The sequence below is a fragment of the Paraburkholderia sp. HC6.4b genome (genome assembly GCF_014200875.1).
Lineage (GTDB): Bacteria > Pseudomonadota > Gammaproteobacteria > Burkholderiales > Burkholderiaceae > Paraburkholderia > Paraburkholderia tuberum.
This window is the reverse complement of sequence record NZ_JACHDC010000021.1, coordinates 14,802-38,455: the sequence shown is the minus strand read 5'-3', so window position 1 is coordinate 38,455 and position 23,654 is coordinate 14,802. Positions and strand designations below refer to the sequence as shown.

Here is a 23,654-nt window from a genome sequence, read left to right as displayed (position 1 = left end):
GTTCCGCCATCATTGCCGCACTCGCGACAGCGCCGTTACAACAGCCCACGGCGCCTTGCGTCACTCGCCGCCGTAGAAGTTCTGCGCGCCCGCAAAGTTATCGAACTTCGTGTATTGGCCGTGGAACGTGAGCCGAACGGGACCGATCGGACCGTTCCGCTGCTTGCCAATGATGATCTCCGCGGTGCCCTTGTCGGGGCTGTCCGGGTTGTACACTTCGTCGCGGTAGATGAACAGGATCACGTCGGCGTCCTGTTCGATAGCGCCCGATTCGCGCAGGTCCGACATGATTGGCCGCTTGTTGGGCCGCTGCTCGAGACCGCGGTTCAGCTGCGACAACGCGATCACCGGCACGTCGAGCTCCTTCGCGAGGCTCTTCAGCGAACGCGAGATTTCCGAGATTTCGGTCGCGCGGTTTTCGCCCGACGACGAGCCGCTCATCAACTGCAGATAGTCGATGATGATCAGTCCGAGCTTGCCGCACTGGCGCGATAGCCGGCGCGCGCGCGAGCGCAGTTCCATCGGGTTCAGACCGCCGGTTTCGTCGATGAAGATCTGCGCCTCGCTCATTTTCTGCACCGCATGCGTGAGCTTCGGCCAATCCTCGTCGGTCAGGCGCCCGGTTCGCATGCGATGCTGGTCGAGCCGGCCGACCGAGCCCAGCATACGCATCGTGAGCTGCGTGCCCGGCATTTCCATCGAGAACACCGCGACGGGTAGTCCGTACTCGACCGCGACGTATTCGCCGACGTTCATCGAAAACGCCGTCTTACCCATCGACGGACGGCCCGCGACGATGATCAGCTCGCCGCCGTGCATGCCCGAGGTCATACGATCCAGATCGACGAAGCCGGTCGGCGTGCCGGTCACGTCGCTCGGATTGGCGGTGTGATAGAGCGTGTCGATCCGCTCGACCACCTGGGTCAGCAGCGGCCCGATCTCGAGAAAGCCCTGGGTGCCGCGCGCGCCGTCTTCGGCGATCGAGAACACCTTCGATTCCGCTTCGTCCAGCAATTGCCGGACTTCCTTGCCTTGCGGGTTGAACGCATCGGCGGAGATTTCATCGGCGACCGACACGAGCCGGCGCAGCACCGCGCGGTCGCGCACGATTTCCGCATAGCGGCGGATGTTGGCCGCGCTCGGCGTGTTCTGCGCGAGCGCGTTCAGGTAAGCGAGGCCGCCGACCTCTTCCGCCTTGCCCGAAGTGCCGAGCGCTTCGTAGACGGTGACCACGTCGGCCGGCCGCGTGGCCGCAATCAGCTTGCCGATGTGCTCGAAGATGATGCGGTGGTCGTAGCGGTAGAAGTCGCTTTTCGCGAGGAAGTCGGCGATGCGGTCCCAGGCCGCGTTATCGAGCAGCAGGCCGCCCAGCACCGATTGCTCGGCTTCGATCGAATGCGGCGGGACTTTCAGCGACTCGAGTTGGGGATCTTTGGACGGTGCGTTCATGGGGAGGAATTATCGGGCAATCCGGCGACGGCTGCGAGCGGAAAAAACGCAAATACGGTGATATACGAGAGATAGTCGGGCACAAAAAAAGCAGGGGCCGGTTTCCCGGCCCCTGCTCTTCACCAGCAATACGCTGGCTGATCCTGCCTGATGCTTGGTGCGGTCGGCTTAGACGTGCTCGCCGATCACGGCCACCGTCACATCGACGAGAACGTCGGTGTGCAGCGAAACCTGAACCGGGTGCTCGCCAACCATCTTCAGCGGGCCTTCCGGCAGACGCACTTGCGCCTTTTCCACTGCGAAGCCTTGCTTGCCGAGCGCTTCGGCGATGTCAGCGTTCGTCACCGAGCCGAACAGACGGCCGTCGACGCCAGCCTTCTGTTTGATCTGAACGGTCTGGCCTGCCAGCTTTTCGCCTTGAGCCTGAGCGGCTGCCAGCTTTTCAGCGGCGTGCTTTTCGAGTTCTGCGCGGCGCACTTCGAATTCAGCGAGGGCTTCCTTCGTTGCACGGCGAGCTTTCTTGTTCGGGATCAGGAAGTTACGTGCGTAACCGTCCTTGACCTTCACGATGTCGCCGAGGTTACCCAGATTGACGACTTTTTCCAGAAGAATGATTTGCATTCGGATGCTCCTTATCGCGTCGTCGGGTTAGGCCTTGTGCTGGTCGGTGTACGGCACCAGCGCGAGGAAACGTGCGCGCTTGATAGCCGTGTCCAGCTGGCGTTGATAATGCGCCTTGGTACCCGTGAGACGTGCCGGCGTGATCTTGCCGTTCTCGCCGATGAAGTCCTTCAGCGTTTCGATGTCTTTGTAGTCGATGTACTCGACGCCAGCAGCCGTGAAACGGCAGAACTTCTTGCGCTTGAAGAGCGGGTTCTGTTGCTGACGACGCTTGTCGAATTTCTTACCAGTCGGGCGGGGCATGATTAGTCCTTTCCAATGTCCTGCAATGCTGTGATGTGAAATACCAGAGTTCGCGCGTTACGGTGCTTTTTAGCCAGAAAACCTGTGAAGAGCGTTTCGACGCCCATCTGACAGTTTTCGAGCTTACCGCTCGCTTCGCCCGCGGCGACCGCCTGCATGGTCAGTTCGACCTGACGGGCAATGCCCGCCTCGACGACTTCCGTGCGGTGGTGCAACGTGCAGCTGGCAATCGGAACGCCGGCGGGGGTGTACCGCACCGGTTCGCGTTCGACGACGCTCGCCGTAAGTTGCAGCCGGTTCATGTACCTGTTTATGTCTTCGTGTACGTGAGCGGAGCGACGCTGCGTGTCTGGCAGCTTAATAACGAGTCTTAAGCCTGCGCTTCGGTCGGCTGAGCTGCTGCCGACTTCTTGGCTTCTTCGCGCTGCACTTCCTTCATCATCGGCGACGGGCCGGTTTCGGCCTTCTTCATCTTGACGATGAGGTGACGCAGAACGGCGTCGTTGAACTTGAATGCGTGTTCCAGCTCGTCGAGCGTGGTCTGATCGCACTCGATGTTCATGCAGACGTAGTGAGCCTTCGCGAGTTTCTCGATCATGTAGGCCAGTTGGCGACGGCCCCAGTCTTCGACGCGGTGGATCTGACCACCGTGCGACGTGATCGTGCCCTTGTAACGCTCGATCATGGCGGGCACCTGCTCGCTTTGATCGGGATGCACGATAAAGACGATTTCGTAATGACGCATTACACACTCCTTGTGCTGACTTTTGGATAGAAGCCGCCCGGGCGTCGGAACCGGTGCGGCAAGTGAGAAGCCCAAGAGTCTAACCCGAATGGGGACGGGTTGCAAGGAATTCCGCCGATTCGGCGGCGGAATCGGATGTGTTTTCAAGAGCTTAGGGTGGGGGGTCGCGGAAGTCGGGCCGTCCTTGCCCCTCAACCCGCTTCCGTGCGCTGGCTGCCGCTCTGCAAACGCGCTCTGAGCGCCGCTTCGAGTCCCTTGAGCGCATCGGGTGCGGCGTCCGAGATCGCCCACCAGGTCATGCCCGCCGCGTCCCAGTGCGCGATCGAATAGCCGTCGTGGGCGAGCGATGCCGGCGCCGCGCCGTCAATGCCACGCGTCGTGGACTGCGGAAACACATACACGTCGATCACGTGCTTGCCGTAGCGGTACACGAGCACCGCGACCCGCTGGTGCGCGAGGTAGTCGAGCCGGCCCCCCTCCAGCGCGAAGCCAGCCGCCGCGAGGTCCTCGACCGGCGGCGAATAGTCGAGCCGACCGTTGAACCATGGCTTGACCGTGTGACGGTCGGTCGAAATCACGTCGATGTCGCGGCCGGAAACCTGCGCGCGCACATGGCTTTCGATGAGTTCGTCGGTGAATGGCGTGAATTCGGCGGGACGGCGCAGCGTCAGCGTCAGGACAGCGGTGGCCACACACAGCGCAATCACGAGCACCGCGAGACCGCCGCGCGCGACCACGCGGTTGGCGCCGCCGGCGGCATGCGGTCCGTTGAAGCCGATTAGCCGGCCGCGTGAATCGCCCGAGCGACCCGGACCGCTGAAGCCACTGAGCCACCGGTCGAGCCACGCGGGCCGCCGCGCCCAACGACGCTGACGCTGAGGTTGGTACGTCGCCATGTCGGTCATCCCGGCGCTAGCGCTGCCGGTAGACTCCTCCTCCGCATCTTCAGGCGCCGCCGTCGTGGCCAACCCCGCAGTTCCTCCCTCGACCGCGCCGGGCAAGCCCGCCACGATCCGCGCCCGCAACGACTGCGGCGCCCGATGATACGGCGCCGCGCGCAGCGCGCCGCTCAGCGCGCGCAGGTTGTCGCTCGCGCGCCGGCAGTCGTCGCAGCTCTCGATATGCTGCTGGACCCGGCGCGCATCGGGTGCCGGCAGTTCGTGATCGGCATTCGCCTCGAGGAGCGGCCGAGCTTCGTTACAGTCCATCCGGCGTCTCCTGAGCGGGGTCGGCGGCAGCGCCGGGAATGTTGAGGGGCCGGCCGTCGGCAAACGCCCGGAGTTGCGTCACTGTTGCGGTGGCGGGCACGACCGCCGATGATGCCGCGCGGCCGTCGCCGGAATTTCGCGGTGGCCGGTCGGACCGCGCGCAGGGCGTGGACGACTCCGAGGGCGCGGCTGCCGCCGACTGCACGACTCGCCCGGACTGCGCCCCCTGCTCCTGCGGCGCTTGCGTCGACCCGCGCCGGTCACCCTGCCCGCCTTTGCGCCCCCCGCCAACCGACTCCCCCCCGCCTCGCTGCTGCGCCATCAACACCTCCGCCAGCTTGCGCCGCCCACGCGCGAGCCGCGACATCACCGTACCGATCGGCACATCGGCCACCACCGCGATCTCCCGATATCCCATCTCCTCGAGCTCGCGCAAGATCAGCACCTCGCGATACTCGACCGGCAAACGCGCCAACGCGTCGTGTACCTGGCGTGCATCCTCGTCGCGGATCAGCAGCGTCTGGGGATCGTCGCCGCCCGCGCTCCAGCCGTCGAGGGTCGCGTCGTCCATCGTTTCGTCGAATTCGAGCATGTCGTGCGACGGCGCGCGACGGCGCCATTCCGTGTACCAGGTTCGGCGCACGATCGCGAGCAGCCACGGCCGCGCGGAGTCGCCGCGAAACGTATCGAAGAAGCGGAACGCGCGCATGAACGCTTCCTGCACGACGTCCTCGGCATCGTTCGGATTGCCGCACAGCCAGCGCGCGAGGTTGTACGCGGCGTCGAGATGCGGCAACGCCAGTTGCTGGAAGCGGCGGCTTTTCGCTGCATCGGCATCGGCGTCTGAATCGGTCTGGACCACGTGGGCCCCTCCAAGGGCATGGCGGCTGCGTCGTGCGGGTCGCTGTTGCGCGTCCCGCGTGGTGTCGTTCCTGACGTGTCTTTCACAGCAGAACTGGCCATAGACCGAGTTTATTCCCGACTCAGGCGAGCATTCGCAAGAAAGATCGCGATCGCCTGCGCGCGCCGCTCGCCAGCTAGTACGATGGCCGGTTCCAGTAGTCGTCGCTCGCGTACACGTCTTTCAGATAGTCGATGAAATAGCGCACGCGCGCCGGCACGAAGCGCTGCTGCGGATAGACCGCAAGGATGTCGTAATCGGGCAGCGCATATTCGTCGAGCACGGTTTCGAGCTCGCCGCGCGCGAGCTGCCGCTGGATTTCCCACGTCGAACGCCAGCCGAGTCCGAGCCCCTCCGAAACCCAGCGATGCAGCAGTTCGCCATCGTTGCAGTCGAGCGAGCCGCCCACCCGCACCGTCGCGAGCTTGCCGTTGCGGCGGAAATACCAGCCGCGGTTCTGCCCGCCTTGCAGATTGAACGCGAGACAGTTGTGGGCCGGCAGATCCTCGAGCGTCTTCGGCTTGCCGTGACAGCGAAAATAGTCGGGCGTACCGCACACCACGCGCCGGTTCGACGCGAGCTTCACCGCGACGAAGTTCGGATCGACCGCGCCGCCGATGCGGATCGACAGATCGTAGCCCTCGCGCACCAGATCGACGACCCGGTCGGTCAGATTGAACGACATCTGCAACTCGGGTTTGTCGCGCAGAAATGCAGGCGCGAGCGGCGCGACGTGCTTACGCCCGAACGCGGCGGGCGCCGACACGATCAGATGGCCGTTCACCGCGCGGCGCCCCGCGCTCAGTTCGTTTTCCGCCTGATCCCATTCGCTGAGAAGCCCGCGGCAGCGTTCGAGAAACGCGGCGCCGTCCTCGCTGACGACGAGCCGCCGTGTCGTGCGATACATCAGCTTCACGCCGAGGCGCTTCTCGAGCGCATCGATGCGCCGCCCGAGAATCACCGGCGACACGCCTTCCTCAAGCGCCGCCGCCGCGAGACTGCCCGCATCGGCGACCCGCACGAAGGTTTCGATCTGTTTGAAGCGGTCCATGTTCGTCTCCCACCTGTCTCTTGCCGGGCTGATGCCGGCCGTGCGCCGGGCTTCACGTCATTCCATACTTTTTGTTTCGGAATAAGCGACCCGAACTGATCTTATCAAACCTTTGGCGCAGGCCTACAGTGTCCCTCAACCAACGTAATTCCCGACCTTGAGGAGACATTCATGGCCAAAATGAGAGCCGTCGACGCCGCCGTTCTGGTGCTCGAAAAAGAAGGCATCGATACCGCGTTCGGCGTGCCGGGCGCCGCGATCAACCCGTTCTACTCGGCGATGCGCAAAGCCGGCGGCATCAGCCACGTGCTCGCGCGCCATGTGGAGGGCGCATCGCACATGGCCGAGGGCTACACCCGCGCGCAGCCGGGCAACATCGGCGTGTGCATCGGCACCTCGGGCCCCGCGGGCACCGACATGATCACCGGTTTGTACTCCGCGCAGGCCGACTCGATTCCTATTCTGGCTATCACAGGCCAGGCGCCGCGCGCGCGTCTGTACAAGGAAGACTTCCAGGCCGTCGATATCGAATCGATCGCCAAGCCCGTCACCAAGTGGGCCGTGACCGTGCGCGAGCCGGCGCTGGTGCCGCGTGTGTTCCAGCAGGCGTTCCATCTGATGCGCTCGGGCCGCCCGGGCCCGGTGCTGGTCGATCTGCCGATCGACGTGCAGCTCGCCGAAATCGAATTCGACATCGACACGTACGAGCCGCTGCCGGTCTACAAGCCGAAGGCGACCCGCAAGCAGATCGAGGCAGCGCTGACGCTGCTCAACGATGCCGACAAGCCGTTGATCGTGTCGGGCGGCGGCGTGCTGAACGCCGTAGCCGAAGACCTGCTCGTGAGGTTCGCCGAAACGCTCGGCGTGCCGGTGATCCCAACGTTGATGTCGTGGGGCGCGATTCCCGACGACCATCCGCTGATGGCCGGCATGGTCGGTCTGCAGACCTCGCATCGCTATGGCAACGCGACGATGCTCGCGTCCGACTTCGTGCTAGGCATCGGCAACCGCTGGGCCAACCGTCACACCGGCAGCGTCGATGTCTATACGAAGGGGCGCAAGTTCGTGCACGTCGATATCGAACCGACGCAGATCGGCCGCGTGTTCGGCCCGGATCTCGGCATCGTGTCGGACGCGAAGGCGGCGCTCGAGCTGTTCGTCGAAGTCGCCAGCGAATGGAAGGCCGCGGGCAAGCTGAAGGATCGCGCCGCGTGGGTTGCCGATTGCCAGCAACGCAAGCGCACGATGCTGCGCAAGACGCACTTCGACAACGTGCCGATGAAGCCGCAGCGCGTCTACGAAGAGATGAACCAGGTGTTCGGCCGCGACACGTGCTACGTGAGCACGATCGGCCTGTCGCAGATCGCCGCCGCGCAATTCCTGCACGTCTACAAGGCGCGCAACTGGATCAACTGCGGCCAGGCCGGCCCGCTCGGCTGGACGATTCCGGCGGCGCTCGGCGTGCGCGCGGCCGACCCGCAACGGCCGATCGTCGCGCTGTCCGGCGACTACGACTTCCAGTTCATGATCGAGGAGCTCGCGGCCGGCGCGCAATTCAAGCTGCCGTACGTGCATGTCGTCGTGAACAACTCGTACCTCGGGCTGATTCGCCAGGCGCAGCGCGCGTTCGAAATGGACTACTGCGTGCAGCTCGGCTTCGAGAACATCAACTCGCCGGAGATGAACGGCTATGGCGTCGATCACGTCGCCGTCGCCGAAGGTCTCGGCTGCAAGGCGATTCGCGTGTTCAAGCCGGAAGAGCTGAAGCCGGCGCTGCAAAAAGCGCAGTCGATGCTGGCCGAGTTCAACGTGCCGGTGATCGTCGAAGTGATTCTCGAACGCGTGACCAACATCTCGATGGGCACCGAGATCGACGCGATCAACGAGTTCGAGGAACTCGCGGAAAAGCGCGAGGACGCGCCCACGGCGATCAGCCTGCTCGATTGAGCGTTGCGTCTTCGCGGCATTCGCAGCATTCAGCGCGCTCGATGCGAGAGGGCCGAGCCCATGCTCCGCGCCCTCGCCTCATCACGACCAGCGCGCCATTCCCTGACCGACCTGAGAGACAAAAGCACCATGCCTAAATTCGCAGCGAACCTGACGATGCTGTTCAACGAAGTGCCGTTCCTCGACCGTTTCGCGGCAGCGTCCAACGCCGGCTTTCATGCCGTCGAATTCCTGTTTCCCTATCCGTATTCGATCGCCGAATTGAGCGAACGTCTGCAACAGAACCGCCTCAAGCTGGTGCTGCACAACCTGCCGGCCGGCAACTGGGAAGCCGGCGAACGCGGCATCGCGTGCCTGCCCGATCGGGTCGCCGAGTTTCAGGAAGGCGTGGGCCGCGCGATCGAATACGCAAGCGCGTTGAAGGTGCCGCAACTGAACTGCCTCGTCGGCATTCCGGGCGCGAACGTCGACGCCGACACCGCCCGCGCAACGATCGTCGACAACCTGCGCTTTGCCGCGCGCGAGCTCAAGAAGGCCGGCATCCGGCTGCTCGTCGAGCCATGCAACTCGTACGACATTCCGGGCTTCGCGCTGAACCGTTCGCGCGATGGACTCGACGTGATTCGCGAGGTCGGCTCGGACAATCTGTTCCTGCAATACGACATCTATCACATGCAGCGGATGGAAGGCGAACTCGCGGCGACGATCGAAAAGAACCTCGCGCAGATCGCGCATATCCAGCTCGCGGACAACCCCGGGCGGCACGAACCGGGCACCGGCGAGATCAACTATCCGTATCTGTTCGCGCTGCTCGACTCGCTCGGCTACGACGGCTACGTCGGTTGCGAATACAAGCCGCGCACGACGACCGATGCCGGCCTCGGCTGGGTGCAAAGCGTGGCAGGTCAGGCGCGTGGCGCGGCGCATGCGGCGGCTTGAGGCGCCTTGGGGTTCCTGATGGAACCCTGAAGCCTCAACGCACGCCCCCTATAACCCTGGAGATTCACACACATGGCAAAGATCGGCTTCATCGGGCTCGGCATCATGGGCGCGCACATGGCGCGCAACCTCATCAAGGGTGGTCACTCGCTGTTCGTGAACGGCGCGTATCCGGTACCGGACGACATCGCGAAGAGCACGAGCGTGGTCGCCAGTTCGACCGCGGTCGCGCAGGCCGCCGACATCGTCATCATCATGGTGCCGGACACGCCGGACGTCGCCAACGTGCTGTTCGCCGACGACGGCGTCGCCGCTGGCCTCACCAAAGGCAAGCTCGTCATCGACATGAGCTCAATCTCGCCGCTCGACACCCAGGCGTTCGCGAAGAAGATCAACGCGCTCGGCGTCGACTATCTCGATGCGCCGGTGTCCGGCGGCGAAATCGGCGCGCGGGATGCGTCGCTGACGATCATGGTCGGCGGCCCCGAGAAAGCCTTTGCGCTGGCCAAGCCGTTGTTCGAACTGATGGGCAAGAACATCTCGCTGATCGGCGACAACGGCGCGGGTCAGACCTGCAAGGTCGCGAACCAGATCATCGTCGCGCTGAACATCGAAGCGGTCGCGGAAGCGCTGCTGTTCGCGTCGCGCTCGGGCGCCGACCCAGAGCGGGTGCGGCGCGCGCTGATGGGCGGCTTCGCGTCGTCGCGGATTCTCGAAGTGCATGGCGAGCGCATGACGAAGCGCAGGTTCAATCCGGGCTTTCGCATCGAGCTGCATCAGAAGGACTTGAATCTCGCGCTCGATGGCGCGCGTAAGCTCGGCATCGCGCTGCCGCATACCGCGAGCGCGCAGCAACTGTTCAGCGTCTGCGCCGCGAACGGCGGCAAGGCGTGGGATCACTCGGCGATGGTGCGCGCGCTCGAAATCATGGCGAATCATGAAGTCGCGCAGGCGCCGGACAGTGAAGAAGCGAAGGCGGCTTGAGGTCTTCGTGCTTCCTCTTCAGTTCAGCTCGCCGTTGATTCCGCCGGTTGCCGCTTCGGCATCGGCGAGCTCACGGTGAACACAGGTGGGGCGCCCGTTCGTTGCACGGCAGCTTGGGTTGCCGGCGCGGCGCAACGGGCAAATCGCGCCGCTCTGGGCTGAGAGCGGCAAGTGGGGTCCGCAGCGGCACCCGTCGGTGACGGGGAAGCCTTGGTCGGTCAGACGTCGTCGTCGGGTGTCCGGCTGTCGGATTCGCCAATCAATACGTATCGAACACCTTCTGCAACGCCGCCGGCGCAGTGTGGCCCGCGGCCAGCGCCAGCATCAGCAGCACCCTCGCCTTGTACGGATTCAGCGAACCGGCGCTGACGAAACCGAGCGCATCGTCGGCCGCCGCGCCGTTGCGCATCACATGCCCCGAACCCACGCGCGACGAGCGCACCACCGCCACGCCGCGCAACGCGGCATCCGCCAGTGCCTGCTGCAACGACTGGTGGATCGAGCCATTGCCCGTACCCGCCACGACGATGCCGCGCACATCCGCGGCGACCAGCGCATCGATGGCGATCCGCGACACGCCCGCATAGCTCGTGACGATCTCCACCTGCGGCCACGCCGCATCGATTGCGAATTCGCTCGCGACCGTATGCGCGCGCACCACGCCGCGCTGGAACTCGACGCGGCCATCCTGCACCCAGCCGAGCGCGCCAATCTCAGGCGACTGGAAAGCATCGACCGCATAGGTGCTCGTTTTCACGACGTCGCGCGCGCTATGAATCCGGTTGTTGAACGCGACCAGCACGCCCTGCCCGCGTGCCGCCGCGTGCGCGGCGACCGTCACCGCATTTAGCAGGTTCAGCGGACCGTCGGCGGAGAGCGCCGACGCCGGGCGCATCGCCGCGGTCAGCACGACCGGCTTGTCCGACTTGACGGTCAGATGCAGCAGATAGGCGGTTTCCTCAAGTGTATCGGTGCCGTGCGTGACCACCACGCCGTCTACGTCGTCCGTCGCGAGCAGCGTGTTGATGCGTTGTGCGAGTGTGGTCCACAGCGGCAGCGACATGTCCTTGCTGTCGACGCTGGCGATCTGCTCGGGCGCGATCCGCGCGACCGTAGACAACGCCGGCACCGCCGCGAGCAACTGATCGACGCCGACGACGCCCGCCTGATAGCCCGACGTATTGGCCGCATCCGGGGCCGCGCCGGCGATCGTGCCGCCGGTCGCGAGCACCGCGATGCGCGGCAGCGTCGACGCGGTGCTATGGCCGGGGGGAATCGGGAGAGAGGGAGAAGTCGAGGTATTCATGGCGGCGATTGTAAGCGATGCGCTTCGCGTCGCCATGCGTGGAAGACCGGACGCGGGTTCGGCTTGCGCGAGCGTGCGCAACGCGCGAGCGGGCTTAAATCTCATGCGGTGCCCAATTGCACTCATCACCACAAGTATTGACGACGGGTGCAAGTCCCACCCTAAGCTGCTCGCAGCCCTAAGCCGCCTCGCGCAACTGCGCCGCGATGTCTGCCTCGCTCAACTGCGGCGCGAACATCTCGATCAACCGATAGGCGTACGCGCGCAGGAACGCCCCCTTGCGCAGGCCGACACGCGTCGTGCTCGCCTCGAACAGATGCTGCGTGTCGAGCGCGACGAGTTCGCTGTCGCGCTTCGGGTCGTAGGCCATTGCCGCGACCACGCCGATGCCCATGCCGAGTTCGACGTAGGTCTTGATCACGTCGGCGTCGATCGCGGTCAGCACGACGTCGGGCAACGCACCCGCTTTCGCGAACGCCTGATCGATATGCGAGCGGCCGGTGAAGTCCTGGTCGTAGGTGACGATCGGGAATTCGGCGATCTCGTCGAGCGTCAGATTCGCTCGGCCGACGAGCGGATGATCCTTCGGCACCACCACGACGTGATGCCACGAATAGCACGGGAACGTGACGATGTCGGGAAAACGGTCGAGCGCCTCGGTCGAGATGCCGATATCCGCCTCGCCGTTGATGATCATCTGCGCGATCTGCTGCGGGCTGCCCTGGCGCAGCGCCAGATGCACTTTCGGGAACACCGACGTGAACTGCCGAATCACCTTCGGCAATGCGTAGCGTGCCTGCGTGTGGGTGGTCGCGACGACGAGGTGGCCGCTGTCCTGATCCGCGTACTGACGCGCGACGCGGCGCAGATTCTCCGCATCGAGCAGCATCCGCTCGATCAACTGATGCACGGCCTTGCCCGGTTCGGTGAGCCCGGTCAGACGCTTGCCACGGCGGATGAAGATGTCGACCCCGAGTTCGTCCTCGAGATCCTTGATCTGCTTCGATACGCCCGACTGCGAGGTGTAGAGCACGTTCGCCGCTTCGGTCAGGTTCATGTTCTGCCGCACGGCTTCGCGCACGAAGCGCAATTGCTGGAAATTCATCGTTGTGTCTCCGGTTCCGCCAGAGTTGAGTTATTGGAGCCGCACATGCCAGGCGATCCACGCGGTACGGCTGATACGTTCTCTCCTGTCCACAGCGCCGCACAGCGGCGCCGCCATCTCACTGCGCCGGAAACACCCGCAGCGCGCGCGGCACCGCGGTCACGCCGTCGCCGACCGCGAGTTGCAGATCACGCCACGTTTCGCGATCGAGTTCGGCTTCGAGCAGATTGCCCTCGCGACCGGCGAGCTCGACGCGCACCGAACCGCCGAGCGTCACCACGCGCCGCACGTCGACGACAATGCCCTCGCGATGCCCCGCCGCCTGCGGATACAACTGCAGATCGTGCGGCCGCACATAGGCGAACGCCGGGCCCCTAAAACCCGCCGCGATCGCGACCGGCAGCGCCGCGCCATCGACGACGAAGCCTTGCGCGTCGACGCTGCCGTGCAGGCGGTTCGCCGCGCCGAGAAACTCGTAGACGAACGGCGTCTGCGGATGGTCGTACACCTCCTGCGGGCTGCCGACCTGCTCGACATGCCCGCGATTGAGCACGACGATGCGGTCCGCCACTTCGAGCGCTTCTTCCTGATCGTGCGTGACGAAGATCGTCGAAATATGCAGATCGTCGTGCAGGCGACGCAACCAGCTGCGCAGTTCCTTGCGCACCTTCGCGTCGAGCGCGCCGAACGGCTCGTCGAGCAACAGCACCTTCGGCTCCACGGCCAACGCACGTGCGAGCGCGATGCGCTGGCGCTGGCCGCCGGACAGCTCCGACGGATAGCGCTGCGCGAGCCAGTCGAGCTGCACGAGCTTCAGCAACTCATGCACCTTCTCACGAATCACCTTCTCGGACGGACGTTCCTTGCGCGGCTTCACGCGCAGCCCGAACGCGACGTTTTCGAACACCGTCATATGCCGGAACAGCGCGTAGTGCTGGAACACGAAACCCACCTCGCGCTCACGCGCGCCGACCGCCGCGACATCCTGGCCTTGCAGCTCGACCCGGCCGCCGTCCGCGTATTCGAGGCCGGCGATCACACGCAGCAACGTCGTCTTGCCGCAACCCGACGGCCCGAGCAGCGCGACGAGTTCGCCCGGCGGAAAGTCGAGCGACACGTTGTCGAGCGCGACGAAATCGCCGAAGCGCTTTTGCAGGTTACGAACGGTGATACCCATTTACAGCTCTCCTTGCTTGAGCGGATGTCGCTGCGACGCAGGCGTGGCGTTGACGAAAAACGAATGAGAAGCGGACTGCGCGCTATTGGCCTGCGAAGCGCCGGACGGCGACACGGGCCCCGCATACGCAGGCACTTCGCGCGCCGCCGACAGTTCCGCCGACATATGACGCTCGGCCAGCAGCTTGAGCCCCAGCGTAACCAGCGCCAGCAGCGCGAGCAGCGAGGCCACGGCGAACGCGGCCGAGAAGTTGTACTCGTTGTAGAGGATTTCGACGTGCAGCGGCATCGTGTCGGTCTGCCCGCGAATATGGCCCGACACGACCGACACCGCGCCGAACTCGCCCATTGCGCGCGCATTGCACAGAATCACGCCGTACAGCAGACCCCACTTGACGTTCGGCAGCGTGACGCGACGGAACGTCTGCCAGCCCGATGCGCCGAGCACGTGCGCGGCTTCTTCCTCGTCGTTGCCCTGCGCCTGCATCAGCGGAATCAGCTCGCGCGCGACGAACGGGAACGTGACGAAGATCGTCGCGAGCACGATGCCCGGCACCGCGAAGATGATCTGCACGTTGTGATCTTCGAGCCACGGGCCGAACCAGCCCTGCGCGCCGAACATCAGCACGTAGATCAGACCGGAGATCACCGGCGACACCGAGAACGGCAGATCGATCAACGTGGTCAGCAGCGCCTTGCCGCGGAATTCGAACTTCGCGATACACCACGACGCCGCGAGGCCGAACACGAGGTTCAGCGGCACCGCGATCGCCGCGGTGAGCAGCGTCAGTTTGATCGCCGACAGCGCATCCGGATCGGCGAGCGCTTCGAAGTAAAAACGCAGCCCCTTGTTCAGCGCCTGGTAGAACACCGCGGCGAGCGGCACGGCCAGAAACAGCGCGAGAAACAGCAGCGCGAGGCCGATCAGCAGCCAGCGCACGAGCGCCGGCTCGCTGACCGGATCGGGGCGACGCGCCACGCTCGCCGGGTGGGTCGGAACGCGGCTCATTGCACACCCCCACCGATAGCGGCGACGCTCGTGGCCACTGGCGCCGATCCCGTCTTGCCGCGGCTCGTGCGCCGCTGCAGATACCACTGCAGCGTGTTGATCGACAGCAGCATCAGGAACGACACGACCAGCATCACGACCGCGAGCGCCGTCGCGCCCGCATAGTCGTATTGCTCGAGCTTCGTGATGATCAGGAGCGACGTGATCTCCGACTTCATCGGCACATTGCCGGCGATGAAGATTACCGAGCCGTATTCGCCGAGCGCGCGCGCAAAGGCGAGCGCGAAGCCGGTCAGCAGTGCCGGCAACACGGCCGGCAGCACGATGCGGCGAAACGTGAGCCAGCGCGACGCGCCGAGACACGCGGCCGCCTCCTCCTGCTCGCGCTCGAACTCCTCGAGCACCGGTTGCACGGTGCGCACGACGAACGGCAGGCCGATGAACGTCAGCGCGACCAGCACGCCCGCCGGCGTGAACGCGATCTTGATGCCGAGCGGCGCGAGGAACTGGCCGATCCAGCCGTTGCCCGCATACACGGCCGCGAGCGAAATGCCCGCCACCGAGGTGGGCAACGCGAACGGCAGATCGACGACCGCATCGACGATACGCTTGAACGGAAACGTGTAGCGCACCAGCACCCACGCGACGAGAAAGCCGAACACCGCGTTGATCAGCGCGCCGCCTAGCGCCGAGAAAAACGTCAGCCGATACGACGCGAGCACACGCGGCGACGTGACCGCGCGCACGAACTGATCCCAGTCGAGCGTCGCGGTTTTCAGAAAGGTCGCCGCCAATGGAATCAGCACCACGAGGCTCAGATAAGCCACCGTGATGCCGAGTGTCAGGCCAAAACCGGGCAATGCGCTCGGCTTGCGGAAGGTCAACGTGGTCATGCTGGATACTCGTTCATGGTTGATGCTCGCGCGGTTGTTCGTTTTGCCGTGCTGCCGTACTGCGGTACTGCCGCACTGCTGGCCACCGGACCCCGGTTAGCCGAAAGCGCGCCCATTGGGCGCGCCCTTTTGCCCCTGGCTGTGATTCAGGCGGTGGTTCTTACTGCGGCTGATAAATCGAATCGAACACGCCGCCGTCCGCGAAATGGGTCTTCTGCGCGTTGGTCCAACCGCCGAACGAATCGTCGATCGTGTAGAGCTTCAGCTTCGGAAACTTCGCGGTCAGATCGGCGGGCACCTTGCTGGAACGCGGACGATAGAAATTGCGCGCGGCGATCTCCTGACCTTGCTCGCTATACAGGAAGTTCAGATACGCCTCGGCCAGCTTGCGCGTGCCGTGTTTGTCGACGACCTTGTCGACCACCGCGACCGGCGGCTCGGCCAGAATGCTCACCGACGGCACCACGATCTCGAACCTGTCCGGACCAAACTCCTTCAGCGACAGGAACGCCTCGTTTTCCCACGCGATCAGCACGTCGCCGATACCGCGCTGCACGAAGCTCGTGGTCGCGCCGCGCGCGCCCGAATCGAGCACGCCGGCGTTCCTGTACAGCTTGCCGACGAACTCCCTGGCCTTCTGGTCGTTGCCGCCCGGTTGATGCTCGGCGTACGCCCACGCGGCCAGGTAGTTCCAGCGCGCGCCGCCCGAGGTCTTCGGATTCGGCGTCACGATCGACACGCCCGGTTTCACCAGATCGTCCCAATCCTTGATGTGCTTCGGGTTGCCCTTGCGCACCAGAAACACGATCGTCGACGTGTACGGCGATGCGTTGTCCGGCAGACGCTTTTGCCAGTTCCTGTCGACGAGCCCCTTGTTCGCGAGCGCGTCGATGTCATAGGCGAGCGCAAGCGTCACGACGTCGGCCTGCAGTCCGTCGAGCACCGAGCGAGCCTGCGCGCCCGAGCCGCCGTGCGACTGCCTGAAGGTGACGGCTTCGCCGGTCCTGGCCTTCCATTCCTTGCCGAATGCCTGATTGATGTCCTGATACAGCTCGCGCGTCGGATCGTAGGACACGTTCAACAGCGTGGTGTCGGCGTGCGCGACGCCGCTTGCGCCCAACATGCCGAGCGCACCCGCCGCGCCGACGGCGAGCGCCGCGATCAGTTTTCTGGTTCGAGCCGCAAGCCCCATATGCCGATGGTTCATTTCGATTTTTCTCCGCGTGATGGTCCGCTGATGAGCGTCTGGTGTTGTTCTGCGTCGCGGTCACGTGCACATGAGCGCCAATCGGAGGCCAGTCTATCGAAGCGCTTTCATTATTAAAAATAATGTTTCTTCATTTTTTAATGCTCAAAAGTGGTAACGACAGATGCGCCGGCGGTTGGGACGCCGACAACGCCGTCATGTCGCCGATAAACGACGCCCCAGCGCGACCCCTTGCGCCGAACTTAAAGTAAAGCTTGAAATGCGCCGAATACTGTATAAAAATACAGTCACCTGTTCATACATACAGTGGCCATGACAAAACTCACCGCACGACAGCAGCAGGTTTTCGATCTGATCCGCCGCGCGATCGAACGCACCGGCTTTCCGCCCACTCGCGCGGAAATTGCCGCCGAACTCGGGTTCAGTTCGGCCAATTCCGCGGAAGAGCATCTGCGCGCGCTGGCGCGCAAGGGCGTAATCGAACTCGCGGCCGGCGCGTCGCGCGGCATCCGTCTGCTGTCCGGGCAGGAGGACGCGCCGTATCAGTTCACCCTGCCGCATGCGGGCCTGATGCAGTTGTCGTTGCCGTTGATCGGCCGGGTCGCGGCGGGTAGCCCGATCCTCGCGCAGGAACATATCTCGCAGCACTACGCGTGTGACCCGGCGCTGTTCTCGAGCAAGCCCGACTACCTGCTGAAGGTGCGCGGCCTGTCGATGCGCGACGCGGGCATTCTCGACGGCGACCTGCTCGCGGTGCAAAAGCGCACCGAAGCGAAGGACGGCCAGATCATCATTGCGCGGCTTGGCGACGACGTGACGGTCAAGCGTCTGAAGCGCCGGCCGAACGGCATCGAACTGATCGCCGAAAACCCCGATTACGACAACATCTTCGTGGAAACCGGCAGCGCCGATTTCGCGCTCGAAGGGATCGCGGTCGGGCTGATCCGCCCCAGCGAGTTCTGATCTTTCGCTGTCGCCAGAACGCTTGCGCCGGTTTGTCCGACCCAAGCCGCATTTACGCCTGCATCTACGCCCGCATCTACGCCGAATCGCCTGGAGAGACTCATGGAACGCCTTGCCCGCCTGTTGCCCTTTCGCCAGTTCGGCCGTCTGCGCCATCTGCGCAAGCTCACGCCCTGCGCGCTAATCGAGGCGCCCGCTGCGCGCACGCCGTCGCTGTTCGACGCGGCTGCCGAAGCTTCCGGTCTGCCGTCGTCGTTGCCGGCGTTCGCGCGCGTGTCGCTGAATTCGGCGCTGAACATCGCCGAGCCCGCGCGTCGGGCGCCGGTGCGGGTCTATCATGGACCGTCGCGACTGATCATGGTCGGCACGGTCGACGCCGTATGCCGTATGATCGATCGCTGCATAGCCGACGAAGCCAACGTGCACGGCGCGGTGTTCGAAGCGTGAGCGAATCCTGAGTACGCATGCAACAAGCACTTCGGATGTTCAGAGATTCGCGTGGGATGGGATCGTTTCGTCCTCGCCGTGGTCGACGTTAGATCATCACTGACGTGGAGTCCCATTCGATGACAATTCGGAAACGCATACAGGGCAGCGCCACCCGGCCGCTGCTGATCACGCTGATCGTGGTGATCGTGATTGCCGCGCTGGGCTTTATTTATGCGTCACCGTATCTCGCGGTGAACAATCTCAAACGCGCCGCCGATGCGCGCGACGTGCAAACCGTCAATCAGTACGTGGACTTTCCCGCGCTACGCGATAGCCTGAAGCAACAGGTGGGCGCCATGCTGACACGCCGGCTCGAGGCGGATGCCGGCAACAAGATGGCCACGATCGGCGCGGTGATCGGCGTGACGCTGATCGGCCCGCTCGTCGATGCCTATGCGACACCCGACGGCGTCGCGGCGCTGCTGAACGGCATGCCGCCGCGTGGCACGCCGGGCGAGCAACCGTCCGCGCCGCCAGCCGCGGGCGGCGAAGCGCCGGCCGCACCAGCCGCGGGCGACACCACCACGCAGGCGAGCGCACCGCCGCCCGGGCGTCAAAGCACGGCCGGCTATCGCAGTCTCAACGAGTTTGTCATCACGTACCGGCGTGGCGAAGGTAACGCGAATTATTCGGCAATCTTTCGTCGCGAAGGTCTGGTCACGTGGAAACTCGCGGCGATCAATCTGAACGAGTGAGATCGAAGCCTGGCCGGATGGGATGCGTGGCTGGCCATCGGGGCCGGCCACGCGACAGGGCCTATTCACATCTGGACTAGATAACGGGGCGCGCGGCTTCGCGTCCCTCACTAGCCCATTACGCCGCGGCCGCCTGCTGCTGCTCCTGCGCGGACGAGCACGCCACCAGAATGCTGCACGACACGCGGTCGAGCAGCGGCGTGTTGCCCGCCCCCATCCACCACCGCGACAAACCAGTCCTGCAGCGATGACCCACCACCACGAGGTCGACCTGCAACTCGTTGGCAAGATTGGCGATCTCGTCGATCGGATGACCGAATGCGAAATGCCCTTGCGCGCTCACGCCTCGCTCGGTCAGCCAGTTCACGCCCTCCTGCAGAATCTCGCGGGCCGTTTTTTCGAAGCTGCTGCAGGCGACGTCCGTCAACAGGCCCGCGCTCTGCGCGATGCTCGAACGCATGTCGACGACCGACAGCAGATGCGTTTCCGCCTTCAGTTCCAACGCCAGATCGGCACCGCAACGCAGGGCTTTCCGGCCTTCGCGCGAGCCGTCGTAGCACAACAGGATTTTCTGGTAGCTCGCCATCTGTTTTCTCCATTCGCGCGGAAAGCGCGGTCTGAATCAATCATGGTGCGCCGCAATTCGGCTTGCAAGGGATGGAAAACGCTAAGTGCATACTCGGTGCATGCCGATCCAGTCTGCACAAGCGTTGGGCGACCCGACGCAGCGTTTGCACACGGATGCCGCAATGCAAAACTTCGTTTGCGAACGCTGCGTCGACACACTGCGGGCCGGTTGACGTGCCAGTCGTGCCACCGCCAATCAGCGGCGCGAATCGACACCGACGAGCGCATCGCACCCTGCGCATGACGCGTTCCCGGACACCCGCTCGCATCAGCGATCCGATACCTGGAGTAAGCGGCTTCGCGTGCGCAATGCGTGCATCGCAGGTATGTTGTGTGTCGTGCGCGTACGTTGTGTCTTTTTCCGGAGCCTTGCTCGAGCCATGCCCACCGCCCCCATCGAATTCCATCAGGTCAGGAAAAGCTACGGCGAAAAAACGGTCGTCGACGGATTGTCGTTTCATGTGAACACCGGCGAATGCTTCGGGCTGCTCGGCCCCAACGGCGCCGGTAAGACCACGACATTGCGCATGCTGCTCGGCATTGCGGCGCCCGACGCCGGCGCGATCCGGCTGTGCGACGAGCCGATCCCGGGCCGCGCGCGCCTCGCGCGCTCGCGCGTCGGCGTGGTGCCGCAGTTCGACAACCTCGATCCCGATTTCACGGTGCGCGAAAATCTGCTCGTATTCGGTCGCTACTTCGGTATGAGCGCCGCGCAGTGTCGCGCGGCGGTGCCGGGTCTGCTCGAATTCGCTCGCATCGAGAACAAGGCGGACGCGCGCGTGAGCGAACTGTCGGGCGGCATGAAGCGGCGCCTCACGCTCGCGCGCGCGCTGATCAACGATCCCGACGTGCTGATCATGGACGAGCCGACCACCGGTCTCGATCCGCAAGCACGCCATCTGATCTGGGAGCGGCTGCGCTCGCTGCTCGCGCGCGGCAAGACCATTCTGCTGACCACGCACTTCATGGAAGAAGCCGAACGGCTCTGTCATCGACTGTGCGTGATCGAGGAAGGCCGCAAGATCGCCGAAGGCGCGCCGCGCGAGTTGATCGAGTCCGAAATCGGCTGCGACGTGATCGAGATCTACGGCCCCGATCCGTTTGCGTTGCGCGACGAACTCGCGCCGCTCGCCGAGCGCACCGAGATCAGCGGCGAGACGCTGTTCTGTTATGTGAGCGACGCGCAGCCCGTGCATATGCGCCTCAAGCAGCGCGCCGATTTGCGCTATCTGCATCGGCCGGCGAATCTCGAGGATGTGTTTCTGCGGCTCACCGGTCGCGAAATGCAGGACTGAACCCATAGCGAGACACTTGATGGACGCACGTACTTACGAAACCCACGACGGCACGCCATCGGCGCAAGAACCGTTCGGTGCCTTCCCCGCCAATGCCACGAACTGGATCGCGGTGTGGCGCCGCAATTACCTGGTGTGGAAAAAGCTCGCGATCGCGTCGATGTTCGGCAACTTCGCCGATCCGATGATCTATCTGTTCGGTCTCGGCCTCGGGCTCGGGCTGATGGTCGGGCACGTCGACGGCGTGTCGTATATCTCGTTCCTCGCGGCGGGCACGGTGGCGTCGAGCGTGATGATGTCGGCGAGCTTCGAGTCGATGTATTCGGGCTTTTCGCGCATGCACGTGCAGCGCACGTGGGAGGCGATCATGCATACGCCGCTCACGCTCGGCGATATCGTGCTCGGCGAGGTGGTGTGGGCCGCCAGCAAAGCGGTGTTGTCGGGTGTGGCGATCATGCTGGTGGCGGGCGCGCTCGGCTATGCGAGTTTTCCGTCGATGCTGCTCGCGCTGCCGGTCATCGTGCTGGCCGGTCTCGCGTTCGCGAGCCTCGCGATGATCGTGACGGCGCTCGCGCCGTCGTACGACTTTTTCATGTTCTATCAGACGCTCGTGCTCACGCCGATGCTGCTGCTCTCCGGCGTGTTCTTTCCGATCTCGCAACTGCCCGGCGCCGCGCAAGCGGTGACTGTCGCGCTGCCGCTCGCCAATGCGGTCGATCTGATGCGCCCGGCGATGCTCGGTCGGCCGATGGAGCACGCTGCGCTGCATGTGAGCGTGCTGGCCGCTTATGCAGTCGGCGGCTTCATCGTGTCGGCGATCCTGTTTCGGCGTCGCATGATGAAGTAAGCCGAACGCGCGGGCGGCGCGTTGCGCCTGCACCCGCGCAAGACGACGCCGCGTCGGTCGTCGCACGGCGTGTTTGCTATCGTTGTGCGCGCTCAGTCCTCGTCATCGGTCCACGGAATGTCGACGTCGGAGATGAACGCGACCGTCGCGAACGGGCCGCCCTCGTGACGCCCGATCTTGCCATCGGCGCGCTGCCATTCCACCCGGAACACGGTGACCGGATCATCCGCGATCAGCCGCACCGTGCGCAATTCGTCGGGATCGGCGTCCTCGACCGGACCGTCGAGCGAAATCAGCAGCGCCTGTGGCCATAGACCATCGGCGGGATCGTAGATCTTGTCGCCGTCGTGAATCAGCGTGAAGGCTTCCACGCCGATGGTCGCCGACGCATCGACGATCATCTTGGCGAGCGCACGCAACAAGGCGGTCGCTCGCGCCGAGTTCGCCTGACGGATCGCGAGATCACCGCGTGTGAGAGCCTGCTCGAGTTTTGGATTGGTTTTCTGTTGCGCCATGGCTGTGTTGGTCCTATCGCTCTGTCGTGGGCAACGCGCCATCGGGACGACGCGCCGCCTTTCTATTTGGGTCCATCTATTGCCGCTTGTGTGCATTGCAGCATCGCGGGCTGGGCGGCAGGTCCGCGGTTCGACTGTCATTGTTCCGCGTTTCCCCTGATCGTGGCGCGCACCCTCAGGGTCGTTTTCTCAGGGCCGTCCTTGCCGTCCACCACAGTTTAGGTCGTGATTCGGATTCCGGGAGAACATTTGCCGCTTAGTGCGTGGCATGTGTCGCATTTCATGCATCGGCTCGCGGGCGCCGCGGCGTACGTTTACCGCGTCCACCGGTGACCTTCGACGCCTGCGCCCCAGCCGGCTTCGCATCCGCGATCCGCGCGATCAGATGGTCGCGAAACGTGCGCACCGACGGGGGCAACTCGCGCCCCGCCATCGTCTGCACCTGGATGCTGCGCTGGCGCATCTGCGGGTCCGTGAGCGGAATCACGACGAAGCCGTCGTCGGCATAGCGGTCGCGCACCGACAGCAGCCCCGTGAACATGATCGCTCCGGACCGCTGCGCGTAGCGATAACTCGCGCCGCTGTTGTTGCAGATCAGGTCCGGCTCGAGGAGGATGCCTTCGAGCGCGCACGCGATGTCGATCAACTGGCGAATCGTGGTGCCCGTCTCCGACAACACGAGCGGATAGCGACTCACCTCGGCGAGCGACAGTTTCGCGCGCGCCGCAAGGGGATGATCGGCGCGCAGCAGCACGAACACCGGCGCGCGTTCGGTGTGCTCGACCTTCACGCCCTTCTCCGGCGCGAGGCTGAACGACAGCGCGATATCGACGTCGCCGTCGCGCACGTGGCGAGTGGCGTCGGCCGGCGACATCACGGTCAGCGTGAAATCGATGCCGGGGTGCTCGGCGCGGAAATCCGCAATCGCGGCGGGCAGGAAGTCGACCGCAAAGCCCTCGGCGGTCGCGATCTTGATCCGGCTGCCGTGCAAGCTCGCGAGGCCGCTAATCTCTTTCATCACGTGCTCGGCTTCGAGCAGGCTGCGTTGCGCGTACGCAAGCAGCCGCTCACCGGCCTCGGACAGCGTCATGCCGCGCGGACGCCGCTCGAACAGCGTCACGCCGAGCTCGCTTTCGAGCCGCACGATTTGCCGGCTGATCGCCGATACCGCGACGTGCAGCCGCTCGGACGCGTCGCTCAGCGAGCCGCCGCGCGCGACTTCGACGAAATAACGCAACGCGATGCCATGCAGTGAACGTGCCATCCTGGACGCCTCGATCGAATCAGTTGCAACGGTGCCATGGGTGGGCGGGTGCCGCGGTTCGAGCCGACGCGCGACGCTTTGCTTTTCCGGCAAGGCAAGCTTCGAAACATGATCA

Annotated in this window: 25 protein-coding genes; 8 read left to right on the top strand and 17 right to left on the bottom strand. The window is 64.5% G+C overall.

Annotated elements, in window-relative coordinates; genetic code table 11:
- Positions 1-60 precede the first annotated feature (60 nt).
- The 8 genes from HDG34_RS28980 to HDG34_RS28945 form a co-directional block, all read right to left on the bottom strand.
- Entirely contained in the window at positions 61-1,449 is a 1,389-nt protein-coding gene (locus HDG34_RS28980) for a replicative DNA helicase (RefSeq protein ID WP_184064847.1), read from the bottom strand.
- A gap of 168 nt (positions 1,450-1,617) precedes the next feature.
- Positions 1,618-2,070, bottom strand: coding sequence for a 50S ribosomal protein L9 (gene rplI, locus HDG34_RS28975; protein ID WP_090804561.1), 453 nt, complete (start codon positions 2,068-2,070; stop codon positions 1,618-1,620).
- A gap of 27 nt (positions 2,071-2,097) precedes the next feature.
- On the bottom strand, positions 2,098-2,373 hold the full coding sequence (gene rpsR, locus HDG34_RS28970) for a 30S ribosomal protein S18 (protein WP_013588504.1): 276 nt from the start codon (positions 2,371-2,373) through the stop codon (positions 2,098-2,100).
- Positions 2,374-2,375: 2 nt separating this feature from the next.
- Positions 2,376-2,675, bottom strand: a complete 300-nt coding sequence (gene priB, locus HDG34_RS28965; protein WP_008922420.1) for a primosomal replication protein N — start codon at positions 2,673-2,675, stop codon at positions 2,376-2,378.
- A 68-nt stretch (positions 2,676-2,743) separates the two neighbouring features.
- On the bottom strand, positions 2,744-3,118 hold the full coding sequence (rpsF, locus tag HDG34_RS28960; protein ID WP_090804556.1) for a 30S ribosomal protein S6: 375 nt from the start codon (positions 3,116-3,118) through the stop codon (positions 2,744-2,746).
- 191 nt (positions 3,119-3,309) lie between these two features.
- Positions 3,310-4,326, bottom strand: coding sequence for an anti-sigma factor (locus HDG34_RS28955; RefSeq protein ID WP_184064844.1), 1,017 nt, complete (start codon positions 4,324-4,326; stop codon positions 3,310-3,312).
- A complete protein-coding gene (locus tag HDG34_RS28950) occupies positions 4,316-5,188 on the bottom strand; it encodes an RNA polymerase sigma factor (RefSeq protein WP_184064841.1) in 873 nt (290 codons plus the stop codon). The genes HDG34_RS28955 and HDG34_RS28950 overlap by 11 nt, the downstream gene beginning before the upstream one ends.
- 175 nt (positions 5,189-5,363) lie before the next feature.
- A complete protein-coding gene (locus HDG34_RS28945; RefSeq protein WP_184064838.1) occupies positions 5,364-6,278 on the bottom strand; it encodes a LysR family transcriptional regulator in 915 nt (304 codons plus the stop codon).
- A gap of 171 nt (positions 6,279-6,449) precedes the next feature.
- Here HDG34_RS28945 and gcl point away from each other — a divergent pair, with 171 nt between their 5' ends.
- The 3 genes from gcl to HDG34_RS28930 all read left to right on the top strand — a co-directional run bounded on the left by gcl (position 6,450) and on the right by HDG34_RS28930 (position 10,148).
- Positions 6,450-8,225, top strand: a complete 1,776-nt coding sequence (gene gcl, locus HDG34_RS28940; protein WP_184064835.1) for a glyoxylate carboligase — start codon at positions 6,450-6,452, stop codon at positions 8,223-8,225.
- Positions 8,226-8,354: 129 nt separating this feature from the next.
- Positions 8,355-9,164 (top strand): hydroxypyruvate isomerase, encoded by an 810-nt coding sequence (gene hyi / locus HDG34_RS28935; protein ID WP_184064832.1) that lies wholly within the window; start codon positions 8,355-8,357, stop codon positions 9,162-9,164.
- Between the two features lie 72 nt (positions 9,165-9,236).
- Positions 9,237-10,148, top strand: coding sequence for a 2-hydroxy-3-oxopropionate reductase (locus HDG34_RS28930; RefSeq protein ID WP_184064829.1), 912 nt, complete (start codon positions 9,237-9,239; stop codon positions 10,146-10,148).
- 259 nt (positions 10,149-10,407) lie between these two features.
- On the opposite strand, the gene HDG34_RS28925 is transcribed toward HDG34_RS28930, so the two are convergent.
- The 6 genes from HDG34_RS28925 to HDG34_RS28900 all read right to left on the bottom strand — a co-directional run bounded on the left by HDG34_RS28925 (position 10,408) and on the right by HDG34_RS28900 (position 16,844).
- Entirely contained in the window at positions 10,408-11,454 is a 1,047-nt protein-coding gene (locus tag HDG34_RS28925; protein ID WP_184064826.1) for an asparaginase, read from the bottom strand.
- A gap of 178 nt (positions 11,455-11,632) precedes the next feature.
- Positions 11,633-12,559, bottom strand: coding sequence for a CysB family HTH-type transcriptional regulator (locus tag HDG34_RS28920; protein WP_184064823.1), 927 nt, complete (start codon positions 12,557-12,559; stop codon positions 11,633-11,635).
- Between the two features lie 118 nt (positions 12,560-12,677).
- Positions 12,678-13,736, bottom strand: coding sequence for a sulfate/molybdate ABC transporter ATP-binding protein (locus HDG34_RS28915; RefSeq protein ID WP_184064820.1), 1,059 nt, complete (start codon positions 13,734-13,736; stop codon positions 12,678-12,680).
- A complete protein-coding gene (cysW, locus tag HDG34_RS28910) occupies positions 13,737-14,744 on the bottom strand; it encodes a sulfate ABC transporter permease subunit CysW (RefSeq protein ID WP_090804540.1) in 1,008 nt (335 codons plus the stop codon).
- Positions 14,741-15,637, bottom strand: a complete 897-nt coding sequence (gene cysT, locus HDG34_RS28905; RefSeq protein ID WP_184064817.1) for a sulfate ABC transporter permease subunit CysT — start codon at positions 15,635-15,637, stop codon at positions 14,741-14,743. Before cysT ends, cysW begins: the two co-directional genes overlap by 4 nt.
- Before the next feature lie 160 nt (positions 15,638-15,797).
- Entirely contained in the window at positions 15,798-16,844 is a 1,047-nt protein-coding gene (locus HDG34_RS28900; RefSeq protein WP_184064814.1) for a sulfate ABC transporter substrate-binding protein, read from the bottom strand.
- A gap of 312 nt (positions 16,845-17,156) precedes the next feature.
- On the opposite strand from HDG34_RS28900, the gene lexA reads away from it, so the two are divergent.
- The 3 genes from lexA to HDG34_RS28885 all read left to right on the top strand — a co-directional run bounded on the left by lexA (position 17,157) and on the right by HDG34_RS28885 (position 18,991).
- Positions 17,157-17,807, top strand: a complete 651-nt coding sequence (gene lexA, locus HDG34_RS28895; RefSeq protein ID WP_026225415.1) for a transcriptional repressor LexA — start codon at positions 17,157-17,159, stop codon at positions 17,805-17,807.
- A 102-nt stretch (positions 17,808-17,909) separates the two neighbouring features.
- The gene (locus HDG34_RS28890; RefSeq protein WP_184043952.1) at positions 17,910-18,254 is read left to right on the top strand and encodes a hypothetical protein; all 345 of its coding nucleotides are present in this window, start codon (positions 17,910-17,912) and stop codon (positions 18,252-18,254) included.
- Positions 18,255-18,373: 119 nt separating this feature from the next.
- Positions 18,374-18,991, top strand: coding sequence for a DUF2939 domain-containing protein (locus HDG34_RS28885; protein ID WP_184043954.1), 618 nt, complete (start codon positions 18,374-18,376; stop codon positions 18,989-18,991).
- Positions 18,992-19,109: 118 nt separating this feature from the next.
- Here the strand turns inward: HDG34_RS28885 and HDG34_RS28880 are convergent, their stop codons facing one another.
- The gene (locus HDG34_RS28880; protein ID WP_090804531.1) at positions 19,110-19,577 is read right to left on the bottom strand and encodes a universal stress protein; all 468 of its coding nucleotides are present in this window, start codon (positions 19,575-19,577) and stop codon (positions 19,110-19,112) included.
- A 421-nt stretch (positions 19,578-19,998) separates the two neighbouring features.
- On the opposite strand from HDG34_RS28880, the gene nodI reads away from it, so the two are divergent.
- On the top strand, positions 19,999-20,913 hold the full coding sequence (gene nodI, locus HDG34_RS28875) for a nodulation factor ABC transporter ATP-binding protein NodI (RefSeq protein ID WP_184064812.1): 915 nt from the start codon (positions 19,999-20,001) through the stop codon (positions 20,911-20,913).
- Positions 20,914-20,932: 19 nt separating this feature from the next.
- Positions 20,933-21,760, top strand: a complete 828-nt coding sequence (locus tag HDG34_RS28870; RefSeq protein WP_184064811.1) for an ABC transporter permease — start codon at positions 20,933-20,935, stop codon at positions 21,758-21,760.
- Between the two features lie 92 nt (positions 21,761-21,852).
- On the opposite strand, the gene HDG34_RS28865 is transcribed toward HDG34_RS28870, so the two are convergent.
- Both HDG34_RS28865 and HDG34_RS28860 read right to left on the bottom strand, forming a co-directional pair.
- Positions 21,853-22,275, bottom strand: coding sequence for a hypothetical protein (locus tag HDG34_RS28865; RefSeq protein ID WP_090804526.1), 423 nt, complete (start codon positions 22,273-22,275; stop codon positions 21,853-21,855).
- Between the two features lie 280 nt (positions 22,276-22,555).
- The gene (locus HDG34_RS28860; protein WP_184064810.1) at positions 22,556-23,539 is read right to left on the bottom strand and encodes a LysR family transcriptional regulator; all 984 of its coding nucleotides are present in this window, start codon (positions 23,537-23,539) and stop codon (positions 22,556-22,558) included.
- Positions 23,540-23,654: the final 115 nt, after the last annotated feature.